The following is a 13268-nucleotide window of genomic DNA, read 5'->3' on the forward strand; positions in this document are numbered from 1 at the left end:
CCGCTCTTTCAGACTGTAGACAAAACATTGTCTGCAGTCTTTTTTATTTGCCCGACCGGGCACAGCTCGCTTTTCTGGGGGCAAGCAGGGAGCCGCATCGCGACTTTGTCGCTGCTGGGTCTCCCTTTGCTTGCTAATCCCCTGGAAGTCTCGCGTGCCCGCAGTCGGCCCACGCATCAATCCCTCTTTTCGTAACGTCGTCGCTTTTTTATAATGGGAGATATAGAAACAGTTATGGAGGCGAATCGGATGATCAGGAAATCAACAGAATCGGAAACCAATCGGACACAACTGGAAATGGTCACGCTCGACGAGCTTGTGCCAGCGGACCATCTGGTCCGAAAAATCGAGGCGGTGATCGACTTTGAGTTCATCTATCCGCTCGTGGAGGACTTATATTCTGAGGACCGTGGCCGGCCAAGCGTCGACCCTGTCGTCCTGATCAAGATGGCCTTCCTTCAGTACCTGTTCGGTATCCGATCCATGCGACAGACGATTCGTGAGATCGAGACGAACGTCGCATACCGTTGGTTTCTCGGGTTCGGGTTCACGGACAAGGTGCCACATTTCTCGACGTTCGGGAAGAACTATGTGCGTCGGTTCCAGTACACGAGCTTGTTCGACGACATCTTCTATCATATCCTTGAACAGGCTGCTGACGCAGGGTTCATCGATCGTGCCGTCCTATTCGTCGACTCGACACACGTCAAAGCGAACGCAAACAAGCGGAAGCTCGTCAAGAAGACCGTCCGGCAAGAGGTGAAGCACTATCAAGAACAACTCGATGCCGAGGTCGAGCGAGACCGCGAAGAAAGTGGAAAGAAGCCCTTAGGGCCAAAAAAGAATCAGGCGGAGGAGACGAAGGAAATCAAGGTCAGCACGACAGACCCTGAGAGTGGATATTACGTGAAGGGTGAGCGTGAGAAGCAGTTCGCTTACTCGGTCCATGCGGCGAGCGACGCCCATGGGTTCGTGCTCGGTGCTATCGTCACACCGGGTAACGTGCACGATAGTGTAGCGTTCCCCGATCTGCTCGACAAGGTCTCCGACCGCCTGATTCAACCGTTCGCCGTCGCCGCCGACTCCGCCTATAAAAATCCGGCCATTGCCAAGCTGCTGATTGACCGTGGGATCCTGCCGGTCTTCCCATACACCCGCCCGAAGGGTAAGAAGGGCGCCTTCAAGACCAAGGATTTCATCTACGACGAGCACCATGACGTCTACATCTGCCCAAACAACGAGTTATTAACGTACAGCACGACGATGCGCGAGGGGAAACGCAAGTACGTCTCGAATCCTGCGGTTTGTGTGAACTGCCCGCTGCTCGAGCAGTGCACGAAGAGCCAGAAGCACCAGCGGATCATCGAGCGGCACCTCTGGCAACCCTATATGGACGAGGTCGAAGACCTCCGCCACACGGAATTGAACCGCAACATCTATGACCGTCGTAAACAGACGGTCGAGCGCGTGTTCGCGGACGCAAAAGAGAAGCATGGCATGCGTTGGACCCGTTATCGGGGACTTGAAAAAGTTTCAATGCAGGCGATGCTTACTTTTGCTGCCCTCAATCTTAAGAAGATGGCGGGCTGGGCATGGAAGAACGCCCAGCCCGCCTGAAAAGGGGCTCGGGCAGAGCGCCTCAAGGCCCGAAAACGACAAAGTCACGTTTCAGTTCGCCTGAAACGTGACTTTGTCTACAATCTGAAAGAGCGGCCGCAGCCGCTCTTTTTTATTTTACTTTCTCATCTTCGAACAAGCTCGCCCCGTCCGTCTGGATGACGTCTTGATACCAGAAGAACGAATCTTTGCGCGAACGCTCGAGTGTCCCTGACCCGTCGTCATGCTTATCGACATAAATGAAGCCGTAACGTTTGCTGTACTCCCCGGTCGATGCGCTGACGAGGTCGATACAGCCCCAGCTCGTATAGCCGATGACGTCGACACCGTCTTCAATCGCCTCCACCATCGCTTTCAAATGGTCACGCAAGTACTCAATCCGATAATCGTCATGGACCGAACCATTTGCTTCGACCTTGTCATAAGCCCCGAGACCGTTCTCGACGATGAAGAGCGGCAATTCATAGCGCTCGTACAGCTTGTTTAAAATGACGCGAAGTCCCATCGGATCGATTTCCCAACCCCAGTCGCTCGCTTTCAGGTAAGGGTTTTTCACTCCGCTCATGATGTTCCCGGCTGCCTCGTCTTCTGTCTTCTCTGCTTTCTCGGTACGCGACATGTAGTAGCTGAGCGAGAAGAAGTCGACCGTGTTCGCCTTCAGCGTCTCAAGGTCCCCGTCTTCCATCACGAGTTCAATCCCATTCTCACGGAAGAATCGTTTCGCGAACGACGGATATTCACCGCGGACGTGAACATCGCCGCAGAAAAAGTTCATCATCCGCTCGGCGTCATGCGCGTACCAGACGTCTTCCGGGTTCGAACTGTATGGATAGACCGGTGCCGCGATGAGCATGCAGCCGATTTGCATCGACGGATCGATTTCCCGCGCCGCTTTTGTCGCGAGGGCACTTGCCACAAGTTGATGGTGCAATCCTTGGTACGTCAATTGCAACTGGTCGTCCCCTTCACGGATTGCCATCCCGAGACTGAGCATCGGCATGAATTGGGCCCCGTTGATTTCGTTGAACGTAAGCCAATACTTGACCTTGCCTTGGTAACGTTCGAACAAGACACGACTATAACGCTCGAAGAATGTCACGAGGCGACGGTCGCGCCAACCCCCGTATGCTGTCGCCAAGTGGAGCGGCAACTCGTAATGTGAAATCGTGACGAGTGGCTCGATTCCTTGTGCGACGAGTTCATCGATGACGCGGTCATAGAATTTGAGCCCTTCCTCGTTCGGCTCGAGCTCATCTCCATTCGGGAAGATGCGCGACCAAGCGATCGACATGCGGAATGTCTTGAAGCCCATCTCTTTGAAGAGGGCGATGTCTTCCTTGTAGTGATGATAGAAATCGATGCCTTCATGGTTCGGGTATGTGTACTCGTCATGCAACTCGAAATCGAATGTCGGGTCATGAATGATTTCCATTCGGTCCTTGCCGCCCGGCATCACATCCGCAATCGACAGTCCTTTGCCACCTTCTTGGTATCCGCCTTCAAATTGGTTCGCCGCAGTGGCGCCACCCCATAAAAAGTTCTTCGCTACTTGTTTCATGTTTTTTCCTCCTCTTAGGCTAAGACGCGCAAGACGCCGTGGTTTGGTTCGACGATACCGACATGTGTCGGCAAGACATCTAAGTAATTCCCTGTATTCGTGACAATTACCGGGGTAATCGTGTCGTAACCGGCTTGGGCGATGGCTTCTAAATCAAATTTTACCAATACATCGCCTTCGGTCACACGCTGTCCAGATTGGACGAACGTTTCAAAATGTTTCCCACCGAGCTGGACCGTGTCGAGCCCGACGTGAATCAACACCTCGACGCCGCTATGCGACCGGAGGCCGATGGCGTGTTTCGATTGGAAGACTGTGACGACCTCACCATCGAATGGGGCGTAGACGACCCCTTCTGTCGGCATGATGGCAAGTCCTTTCCCCATCGCGCCGCTCGAGAACACTTCGTCACGAACGGTCTCGAGGGAAACCGCTTCTCCTCTAACTGGAGCCGATACCGGGAACCCGACGTAATCCGATACGGCCGGCGCTACTTCTGCCGTTGTCTGTTCGCCTGTCTCGATTTCTTTATGGAATGCGAACGTGAGTCCGAACGAGACGAGTGTCGCGACTGCAAGACCGATCAAGGCGCCGTAGAACGTCATATCGAGACCCGTCGCCGGAATCATGACCGGGATACTGAACACGCCGAGACCACCCATCGCGTAAGCCGCCGTCCCGAGCATACCGCCGACGACGCCGCCGGCCGCGCCGCCAACCATCCCAAAGACGAACGGTTTTTTGCGCGGGAGCGTCAATCCATAAATCGCTGGCTCGGTGATGCCGAACACGCCGGCAATCGTCGATGACGTCCCGAGCCCTTTCGTTTTCGGGTCACGCGCTTTCAATGTGATCGCGAGCGTCGCTCCGACTTGACCGAATGTCGCCATGAGTACCCCGACGACGATCGTATCCATGCCGACGACCGCCAAGTTGTTGATGATGATCGGCACGAGCCCCCAATGGAGACCGAACATGACGAGCACTTGCCAAAATGCACCGATGAAGGCGATGGCGACGACCGGGCTGAGTTCATATAAAAACGAGTAGCCGCCGGCGAGACCTTGGCTCGCGTATGTCGCGACCGGACCGATGGCGAGGAACGTGAGCGGAACGACGATCAAGAGCGCCATCATCGGGGTCGTGAAGTTACGGACCGCCTCATGCGTATGTTTGTTAAAGAACGTCTCGACTTTCGATGACACATACGCCGCCAAGATGATTGGAATGACCGATGACGCGTAACTCATCAAGACGACCGGCACCGTGAGGAATGAGAGTGACTCGCCCGCACCTTGCATCGCGACAATGGCCGGATAGACGAGCGCACCTCCGATAATCATCCCGATATACGGATTGCCGCCAAACTTCTTCGCTGCCGAATGGCCAAGGATGACCGGTAGGAAGTAAAAGAGCGCATCGGCTGCTGCGTTCAAGACGATGTACGTGCCCATGTCTTGTGTGAGCAGGCCGAGGGCGACGAGAATGGCGAGTAACCCCTTTAATAGACCGCTTCCGGCCATTGGACCGAGAATCGGGGTGAAAATCCCAGCGATTACATCAATCAAACGGTTAAAGACACCCGTTTTTTCCGTATCGTCGTTCGATGAAGTCTGGAACCCGCCTGCCTCGACCACATCCTTGTAGACATACGGGACGTTGTTGCCGATGACGACTTGGAACTGGCCGCCGCTTTGGACGACCGTGATGACACCGTCATGATTTTTTAACGCTTCAGGATTGGCTTTCTGTTCATCTTTCAATTTAAAACGTAGCCGTGTCGCACAATGGAACACGCTTTTGACGTTGTCTTTCCCGCCGACGTGACGAATGATGTCCGCCGCGAGCGTTTTTGTTTGGCTCATACTATTCACTCCTTCAATTTGGGTAAAAAGAAAAACCTAAATGAACGCACACCGAGGTGTCGTCATTTAGGTTTGGCCTGCTTCATCAGTAACCATCCTTAGGATCGTCTTTCTTTCATTAAGTTTTCGATATGAATCATCATATACAACCGCTCATCGGTCGAGACCTCATAATTGTACTTCGTGGCGATCAGACCAGCGATTTTCTCGACACATTCGTAAGCGTCCGGATAACGCAGCTTCACCATCTCAAACAACGTCTCGTCGCCACCCGGCTTAATCTGCTCACCTGAAGCAAGCCGTTGCACGAAATACTTCAAGTGGGTCAAAAATCGCGAGTAGGCGTATGACTCTTCATCCAAATCGATTTGAAAATGGTACGTGATGATGGTAAGGATTGCTTGTGTGGCGCGTGTCATCTCGGTGACGAGATGCAAATTCTCACCTTTGGCGCCCGACATCGTCGCGTTGACTATATGAAGTGCGATGGCGACCGCCTCGTCTTCGTCTAACTTGACGTCGTGGCGCTCGTTGATGAGGGCGACCGCTTCTTTCCCGATGGTGAACTCGGGTCCGTAAAATCGTTTCACTTCCCAAACGAGCGGGTTCCGAATGATGATTCCATCCCGATACCGACTGAGGGCGAAATGGATGTGATCGGCAAGGGTCACGTATAGCGAATCATGGACTGCCTTCTCAAGTCGCGTCTCCGACAACTTGACAATCTCTTTGACCGTATCCATCTCCGCCGCCGGCATCTCATTCAAAAAATGAACAAATCGCTCTTGGCTCTCTTTACTCTCGAGCGTAAAGACTTTTTCAATCCGTGCTTGATCAATCGCATCGCCCGGACGTTTTTGAAACGCAATCCCTCGTCCCATGACGACTTGTTCTTGACCGTTCGCTTGAATCGCCACGACGTTGTTGTTGAACACTTTTGAAATCTGCATGGAATCAATTCACCTCCGCTCAAGTTCGAGTGAAAAGAAAAAAACCTAAATTCACACCGGTCCCCAAATCTGGATGATCGGCATCAATTTAGGTTTTGCCTGCTTGACCAGTAACAATCCCAAAGTGGATTTTTTTCTTCTCGCTATTAGCATACTCTCTTGAAATCTTGACGTCAACATAAAAATAAAACGCTTACAACGTGACCGTTTTTACTCGAATAGGATGCGTTGCATCCGTTCCGGCGCCGCTAAAAAATCACGCATCACACGTACGTGCTCGAGTTCGTCGAACGTCGTCGGTCGGAGTCCCGTCTCGACTTGGAGGATGTCGGCGTCAGGATACGACATGAGAATCGGCGAATGGGTGGCGATGATGAATTGACTCCCCGATTGTACGAGTTCATGCATCCGTGCGAGCATCGTTAACTGTCGCATCGGCGACAAGGCGGCCTCAGGCTCGTCCAATATATAGAGCCCGCCACCCCGGAAACGGTGGAGCATGAGCGACAGGAACGCCTCTCCGTGCGACTGCTCATGGAGCGACCGACCGCCGTAGGACGCATAGAACCGTTCCGGGTCAGGAGACGTCCGGGCAATCTCATCCACATAGCTCGACAATTGATACGCCGTCTCGGCCCGGAGGAAAAATCCGTCCTTCGGCCGGTAAGCGCCCCGAATCGGACGAAGTGCCTCGAACAGCGGGCTATGCGTCGATTCGGTCTCAAAGCGGAACGTCGTCGCCCCACCTTCCGGATTGAACCCGGCGGCGATAGCCATCCCTTCGACCAACGTCGATTTTCCACTCCCATTCTCGCCAACCAAGAACGTGACCGGCTTCGTCAACGTCAGTTCATCGAACCCTTCAAAAATCGGTAGCGAGAACGGATAGCCCGGTGTCTCGATGCGGTCCCGTTCCAAACGCACGCCCCGCAAAAATAAGTTTAGTCCCATTCGATCCAAAACAGCGCCCCCTCTCCCTCTCTCGATTCGACTCCGTAAACGAGTCCTTGAGCCTCGAGCAACAGCTTGTTGATGGCCAGACCAAGTCCGTGACCGTTCGAACGGTCCCCTTTCACATACATATCCCAGATGTTGGCGCGCATCGTCTCGGCAATGCCCGGCCCTTCGTCTTCGATTTCAAGCCGTCGCTCGGAGAGCCTGATCGTGATCACACCTCCTAGTGGACTGGCGTGATACGCGTTCTGAAGAAAGTTCGACAGCACACGCTCCATCGCCAATCGGTCCGCCTGGACGACCGCGTCCTCGACGAGTTCAAGTGTGACCGTCACTTCCTTATGACGGAACCATTCCTCCATCCGCGAGACAGTCTCTTTGATCAATGCATCCAAACGAACGGACTCGAGCGAAAGTGTCACGTTGCCCGCGGATAGTTTGGAGTATTCGAGCATCTGACTGACGAGCCGATCGATCCGATCGACTTCCTCGGTTAAACTTCGACCCGTCGCCGCCACATCTTCTTGTTTGACGACACCGAGTTCAAGCATTTCGGCCTCGTTCCGGACAATGGCAAGCGGGGTGCGGACATCGTGCGTAATCCCTGAGATGAATGTATTTTGCATCCGTTCTTTCTCTTCGAGTGATGTGTTCATCTGACGGACCGCTTCCGTCAAATCGCCAATCTCGTCGTCGGTGACAGGCGGTAGTGTGATGTCATGCCGGCCCGACATGATGGCTGCGGTCGCCCGTTTCAGCTCGATGAGTGGGGACGTCAAACGCCGCCCCATCCAATACGTGACACCGACGGCGACGAGAAGCGCGAGCAAGAACCCGCTGCCGAGAATGACGTAAATTTGGCGAAACTGAGGGTTCGACAGCGGGACAGGTGCATACGTCACGATTTGAACATCCCCTTCTTCCCGAAGGAACGTCAATAGCCGCCCCCCGTTCACGCTGACCTCGTCCCGTTCAGACAATGCGTCCGGATCAAGTATCGGTGTCATCTGTCGACGCATCCTGCCTCCCCGTTCAAGATTGACCGCCTCCCCGTCCTGAAACACGAGGACGTCGAGCTGTCCGGGAATGCCGCGCCCGTCCACGAGAGCCTCGTAGACGATATCCGCTTCACGCGCTAATTGGTCGTAACTCTCCGTCTCAGCGAAACGACCAATCAATAGCGACGTCAGGCCGAACGTGAGTAACGCCATGACGATGAGTGGAAGGATTGCCGTCCAGAGCAATTTTTTCATCAAACGGCTCATCGGATTTCCTCCAATCGATAACCGACGCGGTGCACCGTCTTCAATTGCCGTTTCATCGTCGGTGATTTGTCGCGCAACTGCTTGACGTGCGTATCGACCGTCCGCGTGTCCCCGGCGAACGTATAATCCCATACCTCATCGAGTAGACGGTTCCGATCGAGCGCTTCTCCGCTATGCTTCAAGAAGAAGAGGAGCAATTCGTACTCTTTATTGGTCATCCGAATCGCTTGCCCGGCGTCGGTCACCGTCCGGGATCGTGCGTCCACCGTCATGTCGCCGAATGAAATCTCGTCCGTCTGTTTGACGAGACGTTTCAGGCGAATTTCGAGTTCTTTTAACACGATCGGTTTGACCAAATAATCGTCAGCCCCGAGCTCGAGGCCGAACACACGGTCATCCGCCTCTCCCCGTGCCGTCGCCAAGATGATGGCCGGCCGCGGTTTGAGCGTCTTTAGTTTTGGAATGAGCGTCCATCCTTCCCCGTCCGGCAGACGAACATCGAGCAGGACCGCATCGAACGGTTGCTCGAGCTGTCGTTTCGCCTCGGCGAGCGTACCGGCCACACTGACATGAAAACCCGCGTACGTTAAAAAGCGAGCGAGCCCGTCCGCTAATTTCGGTTCATCTTCGACTACGAGTACGTTCATCTTTATCGCCTCCACTCTCATTATATCGCATCGCGAAACGAACCCATCATTTCCCAAAGACAATTTGCAGAAACCTTGCAACTCCCTCACAACTTTTGAACGTTGTCGTCCTACACTTGAAGTAGTAAAGGAGGAGATTGACATGAATTCATCTAAATTAGCCATCGCCCTGGCCGGCCTACTGGCCGTCTCAGGAACCGGCGTCTATGCCGCCACGAACGACACGACAACGACCGACGGAACGGAAACGACGACCCAATGCGAACGCGGAGAACGCGGCGAGCGGGGCATGTTCGGTGACCGGGCAGCCGGGCAGGCCGCTTTGCTCGAGGCGCTCGGTTTGACGGAAGCCGAGGTGGAAGCAGCGCGAGAAGAAGGACAATCGCTTCCTGAACTCGCGGAAGAAACAGGGATCACCATCGAACAGTTCATCGAGGCGATGATCACTTCTCATGAAGCGAAACTTGACGCAGCCGTCGAATCCGGCGACTTGACGCAAGATGAGGCCGACGCGATTCTTGCCGATCACGAAGAGCGTTTTGCTGACGTCACGAGTTACGATGACTTGGGCGACATGCGCGGCTTTGGCGGCGGACATCACGGTGGTGGGCATGGCCCTCATCGCGGTGGTCAATTCGGTGGACCGAACCAAGATGAGGACACACCGGCAACCGACGATAACGTAGACAATCAGAGCACCAATTCACTGTAAGCAAAAAGGCAACCGCGAGGTTGCCTTTTCATATGGCCAATAACAGTAAGGCGTATCCGATGAGCCCGACAGCAAACGCACGAAAGCTGCTGTCCCGTTCTTCTGGCAACTCTTCTTTCATGACGTTCAAGATGATTCCCCCGGCCAAGAACGCGACGATCATCGACAGCGTCACTTCATGGAGCGCTGAAAATGCGCCGACGCCCCACCCGGCAAGCACGGCCAACGACAACCACAATCGGCCCCGTTTGTCGTACAGCTCCTGATGGTGATGTCTCAAACCTTGGTCGACCGTGATGAAGTGAATTCCTAACGCCAGAAAGTAGAGCGTCATCGCCCATGCCGTATCGAACTCACTCTCCGCGAGCACATAGCCGATGCTGAAGTTATAGACGATGAACAACGCCATATGAATCCAGAACACGCTGCCGTTGCGTCGTTTTTTCATTTGCGTGGCCAACCGTTCCAAGCCATAAAACACGGCCAGACCGAGCATGCTGACGACGAGGATATGATTCTCGATTGACGCGAACAGTCCGCTCTCGAGATGTCCTTCGAGCTCGCGTTGATATTCGTTCAGTTCAGGCAAGAGATGGAGGAACACATAGGCGACGGCGACACCACCGGCGAGCGACAAAAACCGGCTCCGCGGCGTCTCGCGCACGTGAATCAATTGTCCTGAGAAGTAGTGAATCAAGGCAAATCCGATAGCAAACAACAAGCTTAACCAAAACATCCAGTCACCTCCGACACGTTACCCGAAAGCCGAACTGTACGTGATGGCTCCCGGTCCTTGTTCCTTACCCGAGTGTCCTGCCGGATACACTCATTCGCCTCGTTCAGCCCGTTGCCGCGACCGGATCTCTTTCTCGACGCGACGCAGCGCCTTTTTCGAACCGCGGGCAAAGTCGTGGGCTTCTTTCCGGTCCCGATAATCGACGAATAATGTCTCCAGGTCATAACCAGCCGGATATAAGTCGAGCGCTTTCGCCTCACGCCGGACCCGACGAAGCGGATGCTCGCTGAAGACACCATCGATATACACGGTGACTTGACGCAACGATTCATCCATCGCGTAGACAAGACCGACTTGATTCGTCTCGAGCAGGCGGACCCGGTCACCTTTTGCTAGCATTTGGTCAGGTTCGACGACATGGCGGACGACTTCTTGCGTCAGGCGCGTCGCATCAAGCAACGACTGGTCGTACGTCTTGTCGTGCATATAGCGGGCTGCCTGCTTCAAAATCGATTCTGGCAATTTCATTTTCCGGGCAATGAACAAGGCGTTGCTGTCGCCGGATTGCCCGATCAACAGCCGATACTTCGGTTCGAGCGTGTCCGGGTCGAACTGCATGGCCGCGTTCATGAAGTCCGGATGTGTCTCCGAATACGCTTTGATCTCGCCGTAATGGGTCGAGGCGACGACGAGACAGCCCCGTTTATATGCCTCTTCTAAAATCGCGATGGCGAGGGCCGCTCCCTCGTTCGGCTCGGTCCCGCTTCCGATTTCATCGAACAACAGGAGCGACCGTTTCCCTGCCTTCTGCATGATGCTCGCCACGTTGTGCATATGGGCCGAGAACGTGCTGAGCGCCGACCCCATATCCTGATTGTCCCCGATGTCGACAAATACGTCGTCAAACGTCGAGATGTCCGTTTCCGGATGTGCCGGGATATGAAGCCCGCTCATCGTCATCAAACTGAGCAGACCGATCGTCTTCAAGACGACCGTCTTCCCGCCGGCGTTCGGTCCGGTGATAATCAGACCGCGGTACGTGTCCCCGAGCGAGAAGTCGAGCGGGACCGCCCTTTCGAGGAGCGGATGGCGGACTTGTTTCAAACGGATTTTTCCGACACCGTTCACGCGCGGAGCGATGCCGTCGATTGCTTGGCTATACTTCCCTTTCGCGAACACCATGTCATATTGGGCGATGACGTCGAGCGTCGCCTCTATGGTCGGCAACGCCTCCGCCACCATGCCGGTGAGCGTGGCGAGCACTTGATAGATTTCGACGGCTTCCTCGGTTCGCTTGACGACAAGTTCTGCGTTCAACTTCGCGACTGCTTCCGGTTCGATGAAGACCGTCGTCCCCCGGCTTGACGTATCGATGATCGCCCCGGCGACTTTATGTTTATACGAGGCTTTGATTGGAATCGTGAATCGATCTTGTTTCTTCGTCACAAAGCCGTCTTGAATCGCTTCCCGGTTCGCAGCGCTCTTCAAGAACTTGTTCAATCGCTCCTCGATTCGACCTTCGAGAATATCGATTTGTTTGCGGACCCGTTTCAACTCTTTGGACGCCTCATCGACGACACGTCCTCCGCGAATCGCTTGGGTGATGTCTTCCTCGATGTTACGCCACTCGCTCATCTCTCCCGCATAAAGCGACAGGAGCGGTGCAAAGAATGCCTGCTCGGCCATGAACCGTTTCAACTTGCGGGCGCCGCGGAAAAACTCGGCGACGGCTTCAAGTTCGCTCGCCTCGAGTTGGATGCCACGGCTGATTTTACCGATGAGCGGTTCCATATCGGACACCCCGATAAAGGGGACGTGTGACGTCGCGTCTAGAATCGCGCGTGCTTCCGATGTCTCTTGGAGCCGTTTTTTCACCGTTTGCAGGTGGCTCGTCGGACGCTGGTTTCGTAACAAGTTGCGTCCGAATCCGCTGATGCAGTAGCGTTCGACGTGTTGAATCAAATCGTTGTATTGTAGTTTGTCTAATGTTTGTTCATTCATGATGGAGTCTCCTTATTTTGTGATGGAGATACCGCGCAAACAAAAAGCGTCGGCCGATGACGACCAACGCAAAAAGACAGACCGGTGTCTGGCAGTTTATGAAGGGCGGTATCTGTAACAGAACATGAAGGCATGACAAAAACGCGTGTCATCCAACATTTTTCAGTTCGTTAGGCAGATACAACCTCACTCATTAACATGCAACACCTTTCTCATTCAGTTTCGCCCTTACTATACAACAGATTCTTGAAGAAGTAAAATTTCTAGAGAACGCTTTCAAATTAGGTCTTGATATCTATACATCGGCATGCTATCTTGAGGGTGACGAAACGAATAATGATCACATGTGACTGATTCGATCAGGCATGGGGTAAGACGAAAGGCTCACGCCACCCGTCTATACTCCATGCCTGTTTTGTTTTTTCACAATCATTTTTCAAGCGAAAGGATGATTCGAAGATGTTATTGAATAAGTGGATGAAGAGACATACACTGACACTTTATGCACCCATGGAAGGAGACATCATTCCACTTGAGGAAGTGACCGACCCTGTCTTCAGCGAGAAGATGATGGGCGACGGGATCGCCATCATGCCGACGAACGGAACTGTCGTCGCCCCAGCTGATGGGACCATCGTCCAAGTCGCACCGACAAAGCATGCCATCGGACTCCGTTCGGGAGACGGAGCTGAAATTTTGATTCATGTCGGTCTGGATACGGTCGAGCTTGCGGGAAACCCGTTCGACGTTCACGTCAAAGTCGGTGACACGGTCACGACCGGACAGCCACTCTTGACGGCCGACTTGGAACAAATCCGGCAAGCCGGAAAAGATACGGTCACCCCGATGGTCATCACGAACGGAGGCGCGTTGGAACAAGCTTACTCGTTCCATTCAGGCGGCCCCTCGCTTCCTGGGAAGACCGTCGTCGCTCAAGCGGAACAATGACTCCTCGATAGGAGG

11 protein-coding genes are annotated in these 13268 nt (G+C 54.0%); 3 read left to right on the plus strand and 8 right to left on the minus strand.

The features are described 5' to 3' along the window. The first annotated feature begins 249 nt into the window (after nucleotides 1-249). Nucleotides 250-1617 (plus strand): IS1182 family transposase, encoded by a 1368-nt coding sequence (locus NMQ00_RS15040; protein WP_214794160.1) that lies wholly within the window; start codon nucleotides 250-252, stop codon nucleotides 1615-1617. A 112-nt stretch (nucleotides 1618-1729) separates the two neighbouring features. Here NMQ00_RS15040 and NMQ00_RS15045 read toward each other — a convergent pair whose 3' ends face one another. The 6 genes from NMQ00_RS15045 to NMQ00_RS15070 all read right to left on the minus strand — a co-directional run bounded on the left by NMQ00_RS15045 (nucleotide 1730) and on the right by NMQ00_RS15070 (nucleotide 8856). Next, nucleotides 1730-3175: a glycoside hydrolase family 1 protein gene (locus tag NMQ00_RS15045; protein WP_255177327.1), complete on the minus strand. Its 1446-nt coding sequence runs from the start codon at nucleotides 3173-3175 to the stop codon at nucleotides 1730-1732. Nucleotides 3176-3189: 14 nt separating this feature from the next. Next, on the minus strand, nucleotides 3190-5040 hold the full coding sequence (locus tag NMQ00_RS15050) for a beta-glucoside-specific PTS transporter subunit IIABC (protein WP_255177328.1): 1851 nt from the start codon (nucleotides 5038-5040) through the stop codon (nucleotides 3190-3192). Nucleotides 5041-5138: 98 nt separating this feature from the next. Continuing rightward, the gene (gene licT, locus NMQ00_RS15055) at nucleotides 5139-5990 is read right to left on the minus strand and encodes a BglG family transcription antiterminator LicT (protein WP_255177329.1); all 852 of its coding nucleotides are present in this window, start codon (nucleotides 5988-5990) and stop codon (nucleotides 5139-5141) included. A 210-nt stretch (nucleotides 5991-6200) separates the two neighbouring features. Continuing rightward, complete coding sequence (locus NMQ00_RS15060) at nucleotides 6201-6941, minus strand: AAA family ATPase (protein WP_255178732.1); 741 nt, start codon at nucleotides 6939-6941, stop codon at nucleotides 6201-6203. Further along, nucleotides 6932-8209, minus strand: coding sequence for a sensor histidine kinase (locus NMQ00_RS15065; protein ID WP_255177330.1), 1278 nt, complete (start codon nucleotides 8207-8209; stop codon nucleotides 6932-6934). The genes NMQ00_RS15060 and NMQ00_RS15065 overlap by 10 nt, the downstream gene beginning before the upstream one ends. Continuing rightward, entirely contained in the window at nucleotides 8206-8856 is a 651-nt protein-coding gene (locus NMQ00_RS15070) for a response regulator transcription factor (protein ID WP_255177331.1), read from the minus strand. Before NMQ00_RS15070 ends, NMQ00_RS15065 begins: the two co-directional genes overlap by 4 nt. 142 nt (nucleotides 8857-8998) lie before the next feature. On the opposite strand from NMQ00_RS15070, the gene NMQ00_RS15075 reads away from it, so the two are divergent. Beyond that, entirely contained in the window at nucleotides 8999-9568 is a 570-nt protein-coding gene (locus tag NMQ00_RS15075; RefSeq protein ID WP_255177332.1) for a hypothetical protein, read from the plus strand. Nucleotides 9569-9596: 28 nt separating this feature from the next. Here NMQ00_RS15075 and NMQ00_RS15080 read toward each other — a convergent pair whose 3' ends face one another. Both NMQ00_RS15080 and NMQ00_RS15085 read right to left on the minus strand, forming a co-directional pair. After that, nucleotides 9597-10304, minus strand: coding sequence for a hypothetical protein (locus NMQ00_RS15080; protein ID WP_255177333.1), 708 nt, complete (start codon nucleotides 10302-10304; stop codon nucleotides 9597-9599). Between the two features lie 90 nt (nucleotides 10305-10394). Then, the gene (locus NMQ00_RS15085; RefSeq protein WP_255177334.1) at nucleotides 10395-12305 is read right to left on the minus strand and encodes an endonuclease MutS2; all 1911 of its coding nucleotides are present in this window, start codon (nucleotides 12303-12305) and stop codon (nucleotides 10395-10397) included. Between the two features lie 459 nt (nucleotides 12306-12764). Between NMQ00_RS15085 and NMQ00_RS15090 the strand changes: the two genes are divergently transcribed. Then, nucleotides 12765-13253 carry a PTS sugar transporter subunit IIA gene (locus NMQ00_RS15090; RefSeq protein WP_255177335.1) on the plus strand — a complete coding sequence of 163 codons (489 nt, stop codon included), beginning with the start codon at nucleotides 12765-12767 and terminating at the stop codon, nucleotides 13251-13253. Nucleotides 13254-13268 lie beyond the last annotated feature (15 nt).

This window comes from Exiguobacterium aurantiacum (genome assembly GCF_024362205.1).
Lineage (GTDB): Bacteria > Bacillota > Bacilli > Exiguobacteriales > Exiguobacteriaceae > Exiguobacterium > Exiguobacterium aurantiacum_B.